20 protein-coding genes are annotated in these 18678 nt (G+C 55.5%); 12 read left to right on the top strand and 8 right to left on the bottom strand.

Features of this window, described 5'->3' with window-relative positions:
* The first annotated feature begins 25 nt into the window (after nucleotides 1–25).
* Nucleotides 26–667 carry a DUF2238 domain-containing protein gene (locus L0666_RS04330; protein WP_235259096.1) on the top strand — a complete coding sequence of 214 codons (642 nt, stop codon included), beginning with the start codon at nucleotides 26–28 and terminating at the stop codon, nucleotides 665–667.
* 186 nt (nucleotides 668–853) lie between these two features.
* Here L0666_RS04330 and L0666_RS04325 read toward each other — a convergent pair whose 3' ends face one another.
* Genes L0666_RS04325 through L0666_RS04315 form a run of 3 tightly spaced genes read right to left on the bottom strand, consistent with a single transcriptional unit; the run spans nucleotide 854 to nucleotide 3378 of the window.
* Nucleotides 854–1339, bottom strand: a complete 486-nt coding sequence (locus L0666_RS04325; RefSeq protein WP_235259095.1) for a flavin reductase family protein — start codon at nucleotides 1337–1339, stop codon at nucleotides 854–856.
* A complete protein-coding gene (locus L0666_RS04320) occupies nucleotides 1340–2224 on the bottom strand; it encodes an aldo/keto reductase (RefSeq protein ID WP_235259094.1) in 885 nt (294 codons plus the stop codon).
* A complete protein-coding gene (locus tag L0666_RS04315; RefSeq protein WP_235259093.1) occupies nucleotides 2224–3378 on the bottom strand; it encodes an LLM class flavin-dependent oxidoreductase in 1155 nt (384 codons plus the stop codon). The genes L0666_RS04320 and L0666_RS04315 overlap by 1 nt, the downstream gene beginning before the upstream one ends.
* A gap of 102 nt (nucleotides 3379–3480) precedes the next feature.
* On the opposite strand from L0666_RS04315, the gene L0666_RS04310 reads away from it, so the two are divergent.
* Nucleotides 3481–4191 (top strand): GntR family transcriptional regulator, encoded by a 711-nt coding sequence (locus tag L0666_RS04310; protein WP_235259092.1) that lies wholly within the window; start codon nucleotides 3481–3483, stop codon nucleotides 4189–4191.
* A 5-nt stretch (nucleotides 4192–4196) separates the two neighbouring features.
* Nucleotides 4197–5303, top strand: a complete 1107-nt coding sequence (locus L0666_RS04305) for a Gfo/Idh/MocA family protein (protein ID WP_235259091.1) — start codon at nucleotides 4197–4199, stop codon at nucleotides 5301–5303.
* A 48-nt stretch (nucleotides 5304–5351) separates the two neighbouring features.
* Here the strand turns inward: L0666_RS04305 and L0666_RS04300 are convergent, their stop codons facing one another.
* Nucleotides 5352–5900 (bottom strand): hypothetical protein, encoded by a 549-nt coding sequence (locus L0666_RS04300; protein WP_235259090.1) that lies wholly within the window; start codon nucleotides 5898–5900, stop codon nucleotides 5352–5354.
* Nucleotides 5901–5978: 78 nt separating this feature from the next.
* On the opposite strand from L0666_RS04300, the gene L0666_RS04295 reads away from it, so the two are divergent.
* A complete protein-coding gene (locus tag L0666_RS04295) occupies nucleotides 5979–6575 on the top strand; it encodes a Crp/Fnr family transcriptional regulator (RefSeq protein ID WP_235259089.1) in 597 nt (198 codons plus the stop codon).
* A gap of 65 nt (nucleotides 6576–6640) precedes the next feature.
* Here L0666_RS04295 and L0666_RS04290 read toward each other — a convergent pair whose 3' ends face one another.
* Nucleotides 6641–7438, bottom strand: coding sequence for a phytanoyl-CoA dioxygenase family protein (locus L0666_RS04290; protein ID WP_235259088.1), 798 nt, complete (start codon nucleotides 7436–7438; stop codon nucleotides 6641–6643).
* A gap of 74 nt (nucleotides 7439–7512) precedes the next feature.
* On the opposite strand from L0666_RS04290, the gene dusA reads away from it, so the two are divergent.
* Complete coding sequence (dusA, locus tag L0666_RS04285) at nucleotides 7513–8529, top strand: tRNA dihydrouridine(20/20a) synthase DusA (RefSeq protein ID WP_235259087.1); 1017 nt, start codon at nucleotides 7513–7515, stop codon at nucleotides 8527–8529.
* 59 nt (nucleotides 8530–8588) lie between these two features.
* The gene (locus L0666_RS04280) at nucleotides 8589–9407 is read left to right on the top strand and encodes a sulfite exporter TauE/SafE family protein (protein WP_235259086.1); all 819 of its coding nucleotides are present in this window, start codon (nucleotides 8589–8591) and stop codon (nucleotides 9405–9407) included.
* Here the strand turns inward: L0666_RS04280 and L0666_RS04275 are convergent.
* The 3 genes from L0666_RS04275 to ccmI are packed head-to-tail and all read right to left on the bottom strand — an operon-like array spanning nucleotide 9404 to nucleotide 11396.
* Nucleotides 9404–9649 (bottom strand): DUF1289 domain-containing protein, encoded by a 246-nt coding sequence (locus L0666_RS04275; RefSeq protein WP_235259085.1) that lies wholly within the window; start codon nucleotides 9647–9649, stop codon nucleotides 9404–9406. The two genes, L0666_RS04280 and L0666_RS04275, sit on opposite strands and share 4 nt — an antisense overlap.
* Entirely contained in the window at nucleotides 9646–10122 is a 477-nt protein-coding gene (gene ruvX, locus L0666_RS04270) for a Holliday junction resolvase RuvX (protein ID WP_235259084.1), read from the bottom strand. Before ruvX ends, L0666_RS04275 begins: the two co-directional genes overlap by 4 nt.
* Nucleotides 10119–11396, bottom strand: a complete 1278-nt coding sequence (gene ccmI / locus L0666_RS04265) for a c-type cytochrome biogenesis protein CcmI (RefSeq protein WP_235259083.1) — start codon at nucleotides 11394–11396, stop codon at nucleotides 10119–10121. The genes ruvX and ccmI overlap by 4 nt, the downstream gene beginning before the upstream one ends.
* A 121-nt stretch (nucleotides 11397–11517) precedes the next feature.
* Here ccmI and L0666_RS04260 point away from each other — a divergent pair, with 121 nt between their 5' ends.
* The 6 genes from L0666_RS04260 to L0666_RS04235 all read left to right on the top strand — a co-directional run bounded on the left by L0666_RS04260 (nucleotide 11518) and on the right by L0666_RS04235 (nucleotide 18638).
* The gene (locus L0666_RS04260) at nucleotides 11518–12762 is read left to right on the top strand and encodes a sarcosine oxidase subunit beta family protein (RefSeq protein ID WP_235259082.1); all 1245 of its coding nucleotides are present in this window, start codon (nucleotides 11518–11520) and stop codon (nucleotides 12760–12762) included.
* A 559-nt stretch (nucleotides 12763–13321) separates the two neighbouring features.
* Nucleotides 13322–13522, top strand: a complete 201-nt coding sequence (locus L0666_RS04255) for a hypothetical protein (protein WP_235259081.1) — start codon at nucleotides 13322–13324, stop codon at nucleotides 13520–13522.
* 111 nt (nucleotides 13523–13633) lie between these two features.
* The gene (locus L0666_RS04250) at nucleotides 13634–13963 is read left to right on the top strand and encodes a sarcosine oxidase subunit delta (RefSeq protein WP_235259080.1); all 330 of its coding nucleotides are present in this window, start codon (nucleotides 13634–13636) and stop codon (nucleotides 13961–13963) included.
* Nucleotides 13960–16968, top strand: a complete 3009-nt coding sequence (locus L0666_RS04245; RefSeq protein WP_235259079.1) for a sarcosine oxidase subunit alpha family protein — start codon at nucleotides 13960–13962, stop codon at nucleotides 16966–16968. The genes L0666_RS04250 and L0666_RS04245 overlap by 4 nt, the downstream gene beginning before the upstream one ends.
* Entirely contained in the window at nucleotides 16961–17485 is a 525-nt protein-coding gene (locus tag L0666_RS04240; RefSeq protein ID WP_235259078.1) for a sarcosine oxidase subunit gamma, read from the top strand. The genes L0666_RS04245 and L0666_RS04240 overlap by 8 nt, the downstream gene beginning before the upstream one ends.
* Nucleotides 17486–17606: 121 nt before the next feature.
* Nucleotides 17607–18638, top strand: a complete 1032-nt coding sequence (locus tag L0666_RS04235) for an ATP-grasp fold amidoligase family protein (protein ID WP_235259077.1) — start codon at nucleotides 17607–17609, stop codon at nucleotides 18636–18638.
* The last annotated feature ends 40 nt before the right edge of the window (nucleotides 18639–18678 follow it).

Here is an 18678-nt window from a genome sequence, read left to right as displayed (position 1 = left end):
GCTCAGACGACAGAAATGTAGTGCCATGCCCAAAACAACATCGAACTATATCGTATTGGCGATCCAAGCGGTGCTTGGCGTGGAAATCTTTACGGGTGTCCTGACGCAAAATTTGGCGGCAATCTTTGTGGCCTCTGTCACCTTGGGGCTGACGTTCCTGCCAAGTCGGTTCGCGCGTTTCTTTGGGGTATCTTTGCCGCGTACGGTATTGGCTTCGATCGTCGTATTTATCTTTGCGACCTTGTTCTTGGGCGAGGTAGGCGACTTTTACGAAAAGTTTTGGTGGTGGGATGTCGTGCTGCACTTCATGTCCGCCCTTAGTTTTGGCGCTATGGGCTTTTTGTTGATTTTCATGCTGTTTGAAGGCGACCGCTACGCGGCCCCTGCATGGGCACTTGCGACGCTGGCGTTTTGTGTCGGCATGTCTCTTGGCGGCTTATGGGAAATTTTTGAATATTCGATGGACTCACTCTTTGGGATGAACATGCAAAAATCCGGACTCGACGACACGATGCAGGACTTGATTGTGGACGCCATTGGGGCTGCAATCGGTGCGTTTTCGGGTTATCTATATCTGAAGGGCCGCCAGTTGGGTGGACTCGGCAAAATACTTGAAGAGTTTGTTCAGGCAAATGCGCGGTTCTACCGGAAAACACCAAAAAAATAAGGTTGGATGGCGTCAAGGAGTGGGGTGTACCCGTTATCTACTTCCAATGTTTTCGCTTAAGCTCTTGCTAAGCAGTGGTCTGTAATCGGGGGCTGCTTTGTAAGGAGCAAGCGGCATGGATGCGCAATCCGTGTTCAGTTGAATGATCTTGTATGGGGCGGGCACCCGCAAAAGGTGCCCGTTTTGCTAACCCTTTAGGGACACAAACCGACCTGCCTGAAACAGCAGTGGCAACCCGTCACGGGATTGCGCACGTGTGACACGGCCAATCAGGATTGTATGATCGCCCGCGTCATGCTCTGCGTCCAATGTGCATTCGAAACGCGCCAAACAACCGTTGATCAAGGGCACGTCGTGGTCTCCGGTTTCCCAGTCCAATTTTGAGAACGCGGTTCGATCCTTGGTGAAGCCGTTGCAGCATTCCTGTTGATGGCTGTCCAACACATGGATCGCGAAATGCGGCGCGCCCGAAAAATAGTTGAACCGCTTGGACGCCTTGGCAGGGGACCACAGTACCAATGGCGGGTCGAGGGAGACCGAAGCAAAGCTATTGGCTGTAATGCCGATCGGGCCGTCCGCTGACGGCACCGTTACAACAGTCACCCCCGTCGCATAGGCGCCCAACGCCGTGCGAAACGCACGCTGATCTTGAACAGGATCGAACGGGGTCATCTATGCAACCTCATGACCGAGTGCTGCTTCGTAGAGTTTGAACCAAGTGGTGCGGCTCATGTCTACTTTAAAAGCATCAGAGAAGCCTTTGATACGACTTAGGTTATTTGTTCCCATGACAGGTAGGATTTTGGAAGGGTGTGCAAGCAACCAAGCAACAGCAACGGCCGCGCGATCCACGCCATTTTCGCCAGCAACTTCATCCATCACACGGCCAAGGGCATTGTCCTCAGTCATCAATGCACCGCCGCCAAGCGGGGACCATGCCATCGGTGCGATGCCCCGTTCTTGCAGAAATGCGAGGTCACCATTGGTCATAGCGTCATGCGCCGACAAAGACACTTCGATCTGGTTGGTGACCAGCTGTGTCTTCATAGCGGATTGCAAAAGCGTCCAGTCGTGCAGTTTGAAGTTGGAAACCCCAACCGCGCGCACTTTGCCCGATGCAACGACCTCATCCAGTGCCGCACCTGTTTCATGGTGATCCATCAGCGGATCAGGGCGGTGGATCAACAATACATCGATCTTATCGATCCCCATGAGCCGCAAAGAATGGTCAACAGACGCGAGGATATGTTCGCGGCTGGTGTCATAATATTTTCCTGGCACGTTTTCATAACGACCCGCTGGGATCAGGATGTCGCATTTGGTGACAACTTCGATCTGGTCTTTGATGGATTGGGTCAGGCCAGCGCCCATGATTTCTTCGGCCATGTAGCCGCCGTAGATGTCGGCTTGGTCCATCGTGGTGATGCCTTGTTCAAGGCAGGCTTCGATCTTGGCTTGAACGGTTTTGGGGGATGTGTCGTCCACATCGCCAAGCCGCCACATACCGTAAACCATACGAGAAAGTGAGAGGTCGTTTGTTAGGTTAACACGTTCCATTAGATGCGAGGTCCATTTCCGAGAGGGGTTGCAGGGATGTCACTTGGCACGCGGCCATATGCATGAGGAAGAGAGCAGGTTTCAAGCTCTGGCATGACAAGTTTACCGAAGTACTTGGCCTCATCGATGTGCGGGTAGCCCGAAAAGATGAACGAACGGATGCCCATCTTGCGGTAGTTTTCAATTTTGGACAGCACTTGGTCGGCGGACCCAACCAATGCCGCACCACAGCCAGATCGTGCACGCCCAACACCCGTCCAAAGGTTCGGTTCAACGTAGCCGAATTTATCAGCCAGTTCCCGTGCTTTAGCTTGGTGCGAGACGCCCAAGGAAATACTATCATGGGCGCGATCGCGGATCAGTTTGCCGTATTCATCATCCAGCTTGCTGACCAGATGGTCGGCGTACTCGCGGGCCTCGGCCTCTGTGTCGCGCACGATCATGTGGACGCGCAGCCCGTAATCCAAGGTGCGGTTGTAGCGTTCGGCAACCGCGTTCACGTCTCTCATCCGCTGCGCGAGGTTTTCTTCCGGTTCCGGCCACATCAGATAGACGTCGCAATGTTCACCACACAGCTCAAGCGCGGCGGGGGAGTAGCCGCCGAAGTACAGTAATGGACCGCCGGTTTGATACGGCGTTGCTGGGGCTGTTGGCACGCCTTTGAACTGGTAGACTTCGCCATCGTGATTAATCTCGTCCTGCGTCCATGCCTGTTTGAGGATTTGCACGACCTCGCGTGAACGCTGATAGCGAAAGCCGCTTTCGGCCACTTCGCCGGGGAAATCCGATGAAATCACGTTGAGCGTCAGGCGGCCCTTCATCATATGATCAAGGGTGGCGACTGTGCGGGCCAACATGATCGGCTGCATTTCACCACAGCGGATCGCTGCAAGCATGTTTATCTTTTCGGTTAGGGGCGCCATGCCAGCGACGAAACTTAGCGTGTCCTGACCAACTTGATAGCTGGATGGGGCCAACACATTTCGAAAGCCTTGCTTTTCGGCCTCAAGAACGATGTCGCGGCAATGCTCCCATGACGAACGCAACGCGCCGTCAGGTACTCCAAGGTAGGCGTAATCATCTGAACACAAAGCGGAAAACCAGCTAACCTCGGATGCAGCTAGGTCGGCGGATGTTACAGGTACGACTGTCATGATTCCCTCCTCGTGAGATATGGTCTGGGGTCTTGCGTAGCACTCAATATGCTGTGTATCAATCCTGTATCAATTTGACGTCGCTGTACAAGGGAGGCGAACATGACAGACAGTGAGCGCCCCTCAGCGTTGCCCAAATACGTGCAGATATCCGAGATGCTTGTGCGTGATATCGCGGCTGGTCGTTTGGCTGATGGCGCACGCTTGCCACCAGAAAGAGAGATGGCCGACAGCTTGGGCATCGCAGTGGGAACCCTGCGCCATGCCTTGGAGGTTTTGGAGGAGAAGAAGCTTCTGGAACGAGTGCAGGGGTCTGGCAATTATGTGCGGGCACGTGGCGATGTACCGGCGATCTATCGTTTTTTGCGGATCGAACGAAAACAAGGCGGTGGTTTGCCAACGGCTGAAGTTTTGTCGATCGATCATATGGCAGCGCCAAGCGAGGCGAGCTTCCAAGATCCTAACGGGTTCAGGTTTCGCCGATTGCGGTTCATGGATGGCGTACCTGCCGCGATGGAAGAAATCTGGCTGGATGGTGCGGTGACGGATCACGTGGATGAAAGCGCCGTCTCAGAAAGCCTATATCACTACTATTCAAGCGTTCTGGGGGTCGTTATCACCAGCGCGCAAGATCATATCAACGTCGATGCGACACCGGATTGGGTTGACCCACGGTTCGGGCTGTCCGCCGGAGAGATGGCCGGATATATCGAACGGATCGGCCGCAATCACGCCGGGCGGATCGTGGAGTTTTCTCGAACTTGGTTTGATCCAAGCGAAATCAATTACGTCTCAAGACTAGGAAAGAACTGACCTCGATGGACATGGTGAACTACGGAATTATTGGCTGCGGTATGATGGCCCACGAGCACATCCAAAACATCGCATTGCTGCCCCACGGCCGTGTGTCGGTTGTTTTTGATCCTGTACGCGAACTGGCCGAAGCCGCCGCGGAACTGGCCGGTAAGGGCGGCAATACTGCGCCGGCCCATGTGGCGGAAACCCTAGAGGATCTTCTGTCGCACGCGGATTTGGACGCCGTTGTGATTGTTAGCCCGAACTACATTCACGCCGATCAGTTGCGTCAGATCGTTGCAACGCGCCCATTGCCCATCCTGTGTGAAAAGCCCCTCTATACTGATCCATCAGACAAGGCAGAGCTCATCTCTCTTTTTGAGGAGTATCCCCATCCCGTTTGGATCGCGATGGAATACCGCTACATGCCACCTGTTGCGGCGCTGATTGAACAAGCCGAAGCCGCGACAGGCGGGATCGCGATGCTCACGATCCGCGAACATCGCTTCCCGTTTCTGCCCAAGATTGGCGACTGGAACCGTTTCAACGAAAACACCGGCGGCACTTTGGTTGAAAAATGTTGCCACTTCTTTGACCTGATGCGCCTGATCCTGAAGGCAGAACCTGTGCGGGTCATGGCCAGTGCGGGGCAGACACTGAACCACAAAGACGAGACCTATGATGGACGGGTGCCTGACATTTGGGACAACGGCTATGTGATTGTAGATTTCGATAATGGCAGCCGCGCGATGCTTGAGCTTTGCATGTTCGCCGAAGGGGCACAGTACCAAGAAGAAATCAGCGCCGTTGGACCCAAGGGTAAGATCGAATGCCGCGTTCCTGGACCAGGACGGTTCTGGCCCACCGATCTTGGCCCTGCGCCGATCCCGCAATTGATTGTCAGCCCGCGCGCGCCCAAAGGACCGACCTTGGTTGAAATACCCGTTGATCCAACGCTTTTGGAAGCAGGCGATCATAATGGGTCGACGTTCTACCAGCATCAAAGGTTCAACGCCGTTGTGCGCGGGCAGGGTGCTGTCGAGGTGACGGTCAGTGATGGCGCCAAAGCAGTGGCCATGGGGATCGCGGCCCAAGAAAGCGCGAAAACGGGGCAGGCTGTGGATCTATAGGGACCCGCGGCTAACGTCCCCTGTGTGGGCTTTGCTGCCGCAATCCGACTATGAACGAAGGTCTGCTATGGATCGCCGCATCCATTTAAAACCCACCAGAAAAACGAGAGCCACAGTCAACGTTGTTGCCACGGACTTTAGAATTGTGAACGTACTAACAGCAAACACCAGAAGAACAGAGACCTCTGGCCAGCTCCAAATCATGGCTGCAATGCCAAGGTTCTCGGTATAGTCGAGCAAAGCGCTACCGATCGAAAGTGCAACTCCAATGTGGATCAGCCGTCTGTTTGGCAGGCGTCGTCCAAACCAGAGGATTGTGGCACTTAGTGTTAACGCGAGCATCCCAGGATAAAGGGTATCCAAAGTGATCTGGCGATTAAGATAGTACTCGCGTCCTTCCGCGCCCAAGGCTTCAAGGAGAGCAGTGGCCTCCGTGGGGCCATAGCCAGTCGGACGCATGTCGAATGGTACTTGCCCCGAAACCGCTTGGATATGGGCGAGCGTAACAGTCATCATTAGCATATACAGTGATGCGGCTATCATTCCCGAGCTAACCGCAATCGATCCGGCGTGCTTTGACAGTCTTCCGTTCGTCATTTTGTAAACTCCTTGAATTGTGCCATACGTGCCCGCAAACGAATTCGCCTGCATTATCATTTGATAAGGGACGCCAATATGGATTTACGGACGTTTCTTTTGCAGTCGCCCGACCTCTCGGGCGGGGTTTGCGCTGACGAGTTCTCATCTGATTGGGAACGAGTTCGTTTGAACAAAGGCGCGCATCTGACCAGGCAAGAAGACTCCGAAACTGGTGAATTCATTTTGTTGTCAGGGCGGCTGGTGAGTAGCATTTGTGACCAAGGCGGCAAGGAAGTCTGCGTCGGATTATTTGTGGGGCCATGTGTCGTCACACCAAATATAGCAAGAACGCGCGACGGGTTATCACTCGTATCCATGGTTGCAACGACGGACGCTTTGCTGGCACGAATTGACAGTGATGAGCTTACAAATTGGATGGTTTCGTCTGAACCGGTCCGAAATTGGGCCAATGGTATTCTGCGCGAAGCCTTGAGCCGGAAGGCCGATCGAGAGTGGTGCCTAGCCGCACTTAGCGGGGCCGAACGGCTTGTCTGGTTTCGCCAAGAGTTCCCAAGCTATGAAAGCACCTTTTCCCATAGTCTGATCGCCTCCTTTTTGGGCGTCACGCCTGTCACAATGAGCCGCTTGCGGGGCAAGAGACAAGAACCAGTAGAAAATCCGACTACCGGCTAAGCTGCAGGATTAAGTACTTTGGGCTCGAAGCAGATGTTTGCGGCGCCAACGATGTTTAGAGCCGTTCAACGGTTATAGATCACCGGAAACCAATCGTCCCTTAATCGCTGTCCTTGTACCATGTCATGCCCCGGAAAGGGTGGTGAAGTCGGACCGGGACGTTCGGTGAAACGGGCATCATCGCCAAGCAAGCGCAGCGAGAACGCACGCCTGCGGCTGGTGGTTTCATTGCCGCGTGCGCCGTGCAGGATGTGGTAGTTGAACGCCACTGCATCGCCGGGTTCCATGGTCCATTCACGGATATCCATACCTTCGGCGTCTGGGTCCGGCACGGGCATATAGTCTTCCTCATTCGGGAAGAACGCGGTTTCGGCGAGCCAGCGTGTCGGCAGTACAGGCTTAGGCCAAAGGTGCGATCCCGCTACACAACGTAGCGATGCATCGGTTACCGGATCAAGGGGGGACCAGAAGCTGACAGTCTGCTTGCCTTCGACAAAATAGTAGGGCCCATCGGTGTGCCAAGGGGTTGCCTTGCTCGTTCCCGGTTCCTTGACCAGCACGTGGTCATGAAACAGTTGAACGGTCTGGCTTTGCATGAGGTCAGCCGCGACCTGAGCGGCGGGGCTGTTGCGAATGACGTCTTCAAATTCGGGGATACGCTGCCAATTGCAGTAATCATCGAAAAAGCGACCCTTTTCGTGATCATGCAGGTTCTCTGCGGCGTAGGGGCCGGGCTCGGCCATGTTGCGATCAACGCCTGTACGCAATGTATCTACGTGATCGGCAAACAAGCCTTTGATCAGCACAACGCCGTCCCGTTGGTAAGCGTCGATCTGGGTTTGGGTCAGCAATGAATGTGTCATTCGTCATTGGTGGCCTCGCGCATAAGGCGCGTCAAGGGATGACAGCAGGGGCTTCACGCCCTATATGCCCGCCCATGACCTATTCGAACCCACATCTTTTGCACTCGGCCGCCCGTTTGAGCGTTGCACCCATGATGGACTGGACAGATCGTCATTGCCGGTATCTGCACCGCCTGCTGTCCAAGCGTGCGTTGCTATATACGGAGATGGTCACTTCGCCTGCGTTGGTCCGTGGTGATGCGCGGCATTTGTTGCGATTTGACCCGAGCGAACAGCCCGTTGCATTGCAACTGGGCGGATCTGATCCGGTTGAATTGGCCAAGGCCGCTGTGATGGGCGCCGAAGAGGGTTACCCAGAGATCAATCTGAACTGCGGCTGCCCGTCTGATCGTGTGCAATCGGGGGCGTTTGGGGCGATTTTGATGACGCAACCCGCATTGGTCGCCGACTGCTGCCGTGCCATGATTGCGGCCCAACCCGCAGAAGTGACTGTGAAATGCCGGATTGGTGTGGATGATCAAGATCCCGCAGAAGTTCTACCTGAATTCTTGGCGCAGATTGTAGCGGCGGGTGTAGAACGCGTCACGATCCATGCCCGCAAGGCGTGGTTGCAGGGGCTCTCACCAAAAGAAAACAGGGACATTCCGCCACTGGATTATGATCTGGTGTTTGAGATGAAGCAGCTGTTTCCGCATCTGCACATCTCAATCAACGGCGGTATCGCGAGCTTGGAACACGCAAAGACCCTTTTGGACGGCGGGTTGGATGGCGTGATGATTGGCCGTGCGGCCTATCACAACCCGACAGACATCTTGCGCGCGGCGGATGCCGAAATCTGGGGTGAGGCCATGGGCCCGGACCCCGTGGATGTTGTGCTGCAAATGCGCGACTACATCGAAGCCCATGTCGCAGATCAATCCAAGGGCGGCGGTAAGCTGGCCCATGTCACGCGCCATATGCTGGGCCTGTTTGCCGGACAGCCCGGATCGCGGCAATGGCGGCGCCACCTGTCAGAACACGCCTACCGTGCCGGAGCAGGATGGAGCGTTGTCGAAGATGCATTGGCTGCTATGGAACAAGCCGCAGCCTAATGGTTGTCGCGCCGCTGTTTTCAGGGCAAAGCTAACGCACACCTAAACCGGAGCCTACAATGCCTGAAATGTCTGTCCTTTTACCCCTCATCGGGTTGCTCATGGTGATCGGGGCTTTTGCTGGCGTATTGGCTGGGTTGCTTGGTGTTGGTGGTGGCATCGTTCTTGTGCCTGCGTTTTTTTATGCCTTCAGCGCGCTGGGCTATGACAGCCCACAACTGATGCAGATCTGCTTGGCGACCTCCCTTGCGACTATTATTGTTACGTCTCTTAGATCATTGAACTCGCACAGTAAAAAGGGTGCGGTTGAATGGGATATTTTGCGAGGGTGGGGTGTCGGAATTGTCATCGGTGCGATCATCGGTGTGATGGTTGCAACGCAACTGCGGTCTGTCGTGTTGCAAGCCCTGTTTGGCGGGCTTGGGATTTGCATCGGTATCTACATGGCCTTTGGAAAATCGGAATGGCGTCTGGGCGATGAGATGCCGCGCGGGCTTTTCCGCATTATCGGATCGCCGGCGATCGGCTTTTTGTCGGTGTTGATGGGTATCGGTGGGGGATCGTTTGGGGTTCCTACAATGACGCTTTTTGGCGTGCCCATTCACCGCGCTGTCGCAACTGCAAGCGGCTATGGCGTGATCATTGCGCTGCCTGCCGTTATCGGGTTCTTGTTTGCCGATATTGATGTCGCACCTCCGCTGACGGTCGGGGCCGTCAATTTTGGGGCCTTTGCTGTCGTTGTTTGCATGACGTTGATAACCGCGCCTTGGGGCGCGGCACTGGCACATAAGATGGACCCAAAGCCTCTTAAGCGGGTGTTCGGTATTTTTCTGATTTTGGTTGCGCTGAACATGCTGCGCAAAGTGCTGATCGGCTAACGTTTCCACCGAGCTGCACGACCGCCACGGCGTTTGGTGATCAGTTTCGTGCGATTGGGCAGGTCGTCCATCACAGCCTTGCGTGCATCGCCAGATAGGCTTGACCATGCACCGATTTCTTCAATGCTGCGCAGGCAGCCTGTGCACAGCCTCGACGTGGGTTCCACAACGCAGATTTTGATGCAGGGGCTTTCGATTTCGTCGCGCTGCCAGATGTGGTCGGTGTTGGGATCGTCGCTCATGATGCGGTCTTGAGGTTTCGTAGGCGGTCCAGAAGCCCCTGAAGTATCACGCCAGCCGCGACGTGATCGATCACTTCGGCGCGGCGTTTGCGTGAGGTATCCGCCTCAAGCAGGGCGCGTTCAGCCATAACCGTGGACAGACGTTCATCCCAATAGGTGATCGGCAGATCTGTTAGCCCCGTCAAATTTCGGGCAAAGGCGCGTGTGGATTGCGCGCGCGGCCCTTCAGAGCCATCCATATTGCGCGGCAGGCCAAGAACGATGCCCGCAATTTGGCGATGCTCAATGATTTTCAGCAATGCCGCTGCATCCGCCTGAAACTTACTGCGCTTGATCGTCTCCAATGGCGTTGCGATCATGTGTCCGGCATCAGACACGGCAACACCAATTGTCTTGGTGCCAAGGTCCAGCCCAGTAAGGGGCGCATAGCTGGGCAGGGCGGCGGCGAAATCAATGGGGTCTTCAAAAATCATTCGATCAGGCCTGCTTCTCTCGCGGCGGCGCGCACGATGCCCACGGCCTGCACATCCCCGCCAAACGCGAGTTCGGCTTCTGCCAAGATCGTGCGAGCGGTATCTTCTTCACCCAACACCATGAGAGACGAAATCAACCGGGCCCAATCTTGGGGTGGGCCGCCTTCGGTCGCAAGACGATCGGCCAACTGGCTGACCATACCTTGGATCATCGCTTGACGATCTTCAGGGGCCATATCTTCGGCGGCTTCAAGGTCTTCAGCCGACGGGCCGCGCTGATCGGGTAGCGCATAATCAATCGCCAATTGCGCGGCGACATCTTCAATCTGGCTGGCGGCAAGGCGCCAATGAAAGATGGATTGATCCCCACCTTCAACCACTCGGCGCCACAGATCAAAGGCGCGATCTGGCCGGTCGTTTTGGGCATACATCAGGCCGGCGTAATAAAGCGCGGGCAGGTTGGTCGGGTCGCGGCGTAGGATTGTCAGCGCAATCGTTTCCGCCTCCGGAGAGACATAGCCACGCGTTCCGATGACAAGGAAATCCAGTAGGCGGACGTAATCTTCGTTTGTGGCGGTGTCGCCCAACATTGAAATGGTGCGTTCTTGAGCGCGGGCGGCGCGTTGCATGTTGCCAATGCTCGCTTCGACCTGTGCAAGATAGGCCCAGCCTTGGATGTCGTCGGGGCGCTCAAAAGTGGCACCGCGCAGCGCTTGTAGGATTTCAGCGGTTTCCGGCTCGGCCTGTGTGATAGCGTCCAGTATCGGGTTTGCGGCTTCCGCCTCAAGCTGAAGAGGGCGTTCAGCGCGGCGTTCTTCTGATGCGGCCAGACGCACAGCGCGGGGCACGTCGCCATACCCAAAGGCCCCAAGCGAGAAGTAAAGGCCCGCGGCAGCACCAATCAACCCGATGCTCAACACAGCGGCAACAGTGCGACTGGCGGTGCGCGGCGCATCTTGTGCTTCGCTTCGCGCGCCAGCGTCTGCAGCCAAAAGGCGGCGGGAAATTTCCGTGCGGGTACGGGCGGCTTCAGCCTCGTCTAGGACACCACGTTCCAAGTCACGATCCACTTCGCGCAGTTGGTCGCGGTAGATATCGATATCCGTATCAACCTTGCCCTCTGCATCCTTAAGACGCGTGCGCCACATAGGTCCAAACATTGCCAAAACAGCGAGCGCCAGTAGTGCTGCACAGATTAGCCCGAAAATGATCCATTCACCTGTCATAGCACCGATGTAATGATTAATTCGCCGCCGCAAAAGCACCAACTGCATCTTTAGATGCGACGTTTGCGCCGCGTGTCGGAAAAACGCGTTTAAATGCCGCGCTGAGTATCCTATTTTTCGACAAAAGGCCCAAAACCAAAGTCAGCACCTAAGGGATCGGGGATCAGCCATGCGCCGTTTTTCAGCTTTTGCCATCGCACGAGAGGCCGCACGCTATCACAGCGGCTGGGAACGTCATTGGCGCAACCCGACACCAAAAAAGAAATACGATGTAATTATCGTTGGCGCAGGCGGCCACGGGCTGGCGACTGCGTGGCACCTTGGCAAACATTACGGCATCACCAATGTGGCGATCATAGAAAAAGGGTGGCTTGGCGGCGGCAACACGGGCCGCAACACGACCATTATTCGGTCAAACTACCTGCAAGACCCGTCTGCTGCGATCTATGAGAAGTCCCGCAGCCTTTATGAAACCATGTCGCAGGATTTGAACTACAACGTCATGTTCAGCCCGCGTGGCGTAATCATGCTGGCCCAAACCCACCACGAGGTCCGCGGCTATCAACGCACGGCCCACGCCAATGCGTTGCAAGGTGTGACCACCGAATGGATCACTCCAAAGCGGGTCAAAGAACTCTGCCCGATCATGAATATCGAAGGGCCACGTTATCCTGTCTTAGGTGGCCTGTGGCAGGCGCGCGGCGGCACGGCGCGTCACGATGCTGTGGCATGGGGCTATGCGCGGGCGTGTAGCGACATGGGCATGGACATCATCCAGCAGTGTGAGGTCACGGGCGTACGATCCGAGGGCGGCAAGGTCGTTGGTGTCGATACCACTAAGGGCGCGATTGATTGCGATAAGCTTGGTATGGTCGTAGCTGGTCATGCGTCCCATCTGGCTGAAATGGCTGGGTTCCGTTTGCCAATGGAAAGCGTCGCGTTGCAGGCGCTTGTGTCAGAACCGATTAAACCTTGCATGGACATCGTTGTGATGGCGAACACAGTGCACGGCTATCTGTCCCAGTCTGATAAGGGCGAGATGGTGATCGGCGGCGGCACCGACGGGTTTAACAACTACACCCAACGCGGATCATTCCACCACGTCGAGGAAACCGTGCGCGCGCTGAACGAAACCTTCCCGATCCTGAGCCGCCTAAAGATGCTGCGCCAGTGGGGCGGGATCGTAGATGTGACTGGGGACCGCTCTCCGATCCTGTCCAAAACACCTGTTGAGGGTGTGTTTGTTAATTGTGGCTGGGGAACCGGCGGGTTCAAAGCTATTCCGGGGTCAGGCTTCGCAATGGCCGAACTGATGGCCAAAGGCGCGTCACCGCTGACGGATGAGTTTTCCATGTTCCGGTTCAGGGAAGGGAAGTTTATCGACGAGTCAGTGGCGGCGGGGGTGGCGCACTGATGGGCCGTACTTGTGGGCAGTTAATAGAAAAGATGCATAACCAAGGTTGCGAGTCTCGTAACAACATACTTAACGAACCGAATAAGTGCGCAGCCTTTGAAGCGGTCGTTTGGAAACGCGACCTCGTGAGATTGCCAGTTGCAAATCAAAATTATGAGTATCGCCATTACCGTAACAATACAAAGCAGTATCATCGTGTGAATCAAAGCTTACCTGTCGCTCCCTGCATAACCTTCCATGATGCTGCGAACAATCGCAGCGCGATCGTGCCCAGTATCAGGCGCATTGGCGCGGTGCTCGCGCTGGGCGTTCAGAGCCTTTCGTCGAGCAAGCTGGCGGGATCTTACAAAAAGATAGAAAAACCAAGCGACCAAAAAAAGGCCAGCAAGCGGGATCATGATTTGATTTGCTGTCATCCTATAAAGGTAGTGGCAGACTTTGGCCCATTCAAGGCAGCGCTTCCGGCCACCTCTCGCCCAAACGTTCCGGCGTTTTCCGCTCATATTCCAAGCTTCCAAAATCCCGCCATGCTGTCCTCTCCCAAACAGGAGGACTTGAAATGGCTGACTACGATTTTTCCAAACCGGCGCCTGACCGCACGCACCGTGTCCCGATCAAAGAAGGGTCCGGCATGGGCGGGCTTGGCTTTATGCTTGTCGGCGCTGTCATCTTGCTTAGCGTTCTTTACGCCGTCTTCGGCGGCTCTGCGGCACCGATCCCCGTTGCAGATGAACCTGTTCCGACAGTCCCAAGCGAGTAACATCCAACCACCACTCATGAACCGAGGGCGCGCCCATGTGGCTGCGCCCTTCGTCTTGCGTACCCTCAACATCAATCGTGGGGGCGTTGCCTTCGCGTCGAAGGTTTCCCCATGCTGATCCTAGAATGCCCATATTGCGGCGTCCAAGCCGATGAAACTGAACTGCACGCAGGCGGAGAAGCGCACCTGAAACGCTTTGGCCCAGACAGTTCAGAAGAAGATTTCGAGGGCTATTTGTTTGTGCGTGAAAACCCCAAGGGGGTGCATCTGGAACGCTGGCGTCATTCGGCGGGCTGCGGCAAGTGGTTTCACGCGGCGCGCTGCACCATGACGCTTGAGGTGTTTGGCACTTATCCCGCACAAACCCTTGCACCACCAAAATACATCATTGAACGGATCAAAGATAAACGACCGGGCTGGTCTTGGAGGAATTTCTCATGAGCACACGTCTGGCCAGAGAAGGGCGGCTGATTGACCGCTCCAAAAAGATTGCGTTCCAGTTCAACGGCAAGCAGATGCACGGGTTCGAAGGGGACACCTTGGCCTCCGCGCTATTGGCGAACGATCAAGTGATGGTTGGGCGGTCTTTCAAATATCACCGTCCGCGTGGGATTGTCGCCAGTGGTGCCGAAGAACCCAATGCTTTGGTCAATCTGGGCAGCGATGGACGGTTTGAACCAAACCAGCGCGTCACAACCCAAGAACTGTTTGACGGGCTAACGGCAACGTCCCAGAACCACTGGCCGTCCTTGGAATTTGATGTGGGCGCTGTGAACGCCAAGCTGGGGCGGTTCATGCCTGCGGGTTTTTACTACAAGATGTTCATTCATCCGCGCCCGCTATGGAAACACATCTATGAACCGATCATTCGCCGTGCAGCGGGTCTTGGCAAAGCCCCTAAAGAGCGTGACGCGGATACGTACGAGCATTTCTACGCTCATGCGGACGTGATGGTTGTTGGTGGCGGTGTGGCAGGTTTGTCAGCGGCGCTGGCGGCGGGCCGTGCTGGCGCGCGGGTCTTATTGGTTGAACAGACGTCTCATTGGGGTGGTCGTGCGCCTGTGGATGGCGCTGAGATTGATGGTCTTGATGCGGGTGAGTGGGTGAAGAATGCCCTGCAAGCGCTTGAAGACATGAATAATGTTACCTGCGTGTCACGTTGTATGGGGGCAGGGGTTTACGACCACGGCTATGCCTTGGCCTATGAGCGTCTGACGGACCACACAGCCGATAAATCCGGCCCAAGACATCGTCTCTGGCGCGTCCGTGCCAAGCAGATCGTTACAGCAACGGGCGCAATCGAACGCCCGCTGAGCATGGCCGGAAATGACGTGCCTGGTGTAATGCTGGCCAGCGCGCTGCGTGATTACGTAGTGAACTACGGCGCATCTGTTGGGGATCGCACAGTTGTCGTCACCAACAACGACGACGCATACCGTACTGCGATTGCTTGCGTTCGGGCTGGATTGACTGTTCCTGCGATTGTTGACGCGCGTGATGCGGCGGGGCCTTTAGCCGATAAGGCGCAAAGCCTTGGTATTCGTGTGCTGTTTGGTAAAGGTATTGCCTCCGTGAAGGGCGGTAAGCGGGTCGAAGGCGTGAGCATTTGTTCGCAAGCCGGTGAGGGCACTGTGCTTGAGGAAATCGAATGCGAGGCCGTTGCAATGTCGGGCGGTTGGTCCCCTGTTGTGCACTTGTGGTCCCACTGTGGCGGCAAACTGATCTGGGACGAGGCGCAAAGCCATTTCCGCCCCGATCCGGAACGTCCACCTTTGGGGGCAGACGGCAAAGGGTTTGTCAGCACGGCTGGCATCGCGCATGGCGAGATGACGACACGCGACTGCGTGGCCAATGGCCATATGGCAGGTGTCGACGCGGCTGCCGCTGCGGGCCACAAACGCCGCGCGGGCGCTGCACCGGTCGGGGACGCCGCAGTTGAAGCCCCAATGGCGCCGGTTTGGATGATGCCACAAGGCGCGAGCTATAAGTTGCGCAGCAAGATGTGGTTGGATTATCAAAACGATGTAAAGGTCAGCGACGTACAATTGGCCGCGCAAGAAGGTTACGAAAGCGTTGAGCACACCAAGCGTTATACCACGTTGGGTATGGCGACCGATCAAGGTAAACTTAGTAATATTAATGGCTTGGCCGTTCTTTCTGATGCTTTGGGTCAACCCATTCCCGCGACCGGAACAACAACATTCCGCCCGCCTTATACGCCGATTTCGATGGGATCGATCGGCGGCGAAGCCAGTGGCGATTTGTTCCAACCGCTGCGTAAAACTCCGATCCATGACTGGTCGGATGCCAATGGTGCCTATTGGGAACCTGTGGGCCAGTGGCGACGTGCTTATACCTATCAGAAGCTCGGAGAGAGCATTGAGGATGCCGTAAACCGTGAGGTTAAAAATACTCGCGAGAACCTTGGCCTGCTAGATGCTTCTACATTGGGTAAGCTGGTCGTCAGTGGGCCGGACGCGGGCAAGTTCCTCGATATGATGTACACAAACATGATGTCGACGCTGCCTGTCGGCAAATGTCGATACGGGCTGATGTGCACCGAACAAGGGTTCCTGAGCGATGATGGCGTGGTCGCACGGATCAGCGATGATAGATGGCTGTGCCACACCACAACGGGCGGGGCAGATAGCGTTCACGCGCACATGGAAGAATGGTTGCAGACCGAATGGTGGGATTGGGACGTCTACGTTGCCAATGTCACCGAACAATACGCTCAAATCGCGGTTGTTGGACCCAATGCCCGCAAAGTTCTAGAAAAACTGGGCGGCATGGATGTCAGTGCAGATGCTTTGCCGTTCATGCAGTGGGCAGATGGTACGATTGGCGGGTTTGATTGCCGCGCTTATCGGATCTCGTTCTCGGGCGAGCTGTCTTACGAAATTGCTGTTAAAGCCAGTGAGGGGCAGGCGTTCTGGGATGCGCTGTTTGAGGCGGGTCAGGAATTTGGTGTGATGCCATACGGGACCGAAGCGCTCCATGTGTTGCGAGCGGAAAAGGGGTTCATCATGATTGGTGACGAGACCGACGGCACCGTGATCCCGCAAGACCTCGGGTTGAACTGGGCCATTTCCAAAAAGAAAGAGGACTTCTTGGGCAAACGTGGCCAGTTGCGCAGCCATATGGTTGACCCGAACCGCTGGAAACTGGTCGGGCTTGAAAGCACGGACGGGTCCGTGATCCCTGATGGGGCCTATGCGGTCGCTGATGGGACAAACGCTAATGGGCAGCGCAATGTTCAAGGGCGCATCACATCCACCTATTACAGCGCAAATCTGGAACGCGGGATCGCCATGGGCCTTGTGCACAACGGACCGGATCGAATGGGTGAAGTGATTACCTTCCCCAAAACCGATGGCACGGAAGTTCAGGCCAAGATTGTGAATGCGGTTTTCTATGACCCAGCAGGGGAAAAACAGAATGTCTGATCTGGCAACAGTTGACCGCGCACCGGCGCGCGGAATGATCACACTGCGCGGTGATTTTACCTCGTCAAAACTTAAACGGGCCGTAAAGGCCGCAACAGGTCATGCCGTCCCCAAGCCGGGTCGGATTGCGGGCGATGGCCATAAGGGCGTCGCGTGGATGTCCCCAGACGAGTTGTTGTTGATGGTACCTTACGAGGATGTCGCATCTACCGTGGATAACATCGCCTCCGACATGGGCGATACGCACTACCTGACAGTTGATGTGTCAGACGCCCGTGCGGTGTTCAGTATCACAGGACCAGACGCAAACGAAGTTTTGGCGCGCCTGTGTCCCGTCGATCTGCACAAAGACAGTTTTGCAATCGGGGGTTTTCGACGCACACGGCTGGCGCAGGTGGCCGCAGCGTTCTGGAGACATGACACAGGATTTGATTTGGTTTGTTTCCGCTCGGTTGCTGATTACGCAGAAGGCGTTTTGCAACGCTCAGCACTGGCCAGAAAGACAGGCGCACTGTAAACAAGTCAGAGACAATATTGGGTTCAAAACTGAGATTGGTTGCCAAAATGGTCCCAATCTTGCGCTATCCCTTGCGCTAGAAATACCCAGTAACGAGTGCGACGATAAAGGTTGGAACGAAATGCGACAGTTCTTTGAACAATACCACTATTACAACCGACCTATCTCAAAGGTAGGACCGCGCTACATCCCTGAGTACGTTACGGATTTTGTGAAGTGGAATGACGAGAACCTCGCCGAAACCACGAACGTCAAAGACGGGCGTGACTACATGACGGCGCAAAGTATCCTGAACACAAAACAGTTTCGCCAGACCGCCCGCCGCGGGATTGGCGGCTATTGCAACAGCATCAAGGAATGGCCGGATTTCTACACACCGAAATCCTTTGCCGCGATGAACATTCTGCACGCGATCACCATGCCAATGCCCAAGGTCCAGCCCGCAGATAAGCTCCATGTTGGAAAGTTTATTCCTCAGACACTGACCGATCAGGTCAGCACCGCTGAAGTTGTACAGACTTGGGACAGTGGCGATGAGGTCAATTTTGATGGCATCACGCCAGGTGTCTATTACTTTAAGGCCAACCACGGCAGCGCCTACAATATCAAGGTTACTATTCCGTGCTCTGATGACGAAATGGCCCATATCCGCAGTGAGGCAGACCGCTGGCTTGGCACATCATACGGTGAAAATTCGTGCCAGTGGTGGTATCGATTTATCGACCGCAAAGTATTCCTTGAGAAAAGTCTGACATCCAATCCAGATGATGGCCCGCTACAAGATTTCCGGTTTCACATCATCAATGGGCGTTCGGCATTGTTGCAGTTGGACGTGGGCCTTGGCACCGAGGATCGTCATAATCCCGTTTATGATGAAAAGCTGAACTATATGCCTCATGAATTTCTGCGCGAAAACCTGCACGAGGTGCCGTTGCCAGAGATGACCGAGGCTGCACAGGCCGCCGCGATCCAGCTTGGATCGCCGTTCCAATACTGCCGCGTTGATCTTTATGTTCAGAACAAATCACTCATTCTGGGCGAATTGACCTTCCTGCCAAACGCGGGCCGTCGCGCGGTTCAATCGCCCGAGCTGGACGAGTACCTGTGTTCATTCTGGGACAGAAAGATGCCAGAAGTCACGCGGATCACCTAGAACCACGCGCCTAGCAGCGGACAAGTAAAAAAGGATCGCG

The organism is Octadecabacter algicola (assembly GCF_021532625.1).
Lineage (GTDB): Bacteria > Pseudomonadota > Alphaproteobacteria > Rhodobacterales > Rhodobacteraceae > Octadecabacter > Octadecabacter algicola.
Note: the sequence above shows the minus strand (reverse complement) of the source record. Positions and strands in the feature narration are given on the sequence as shown.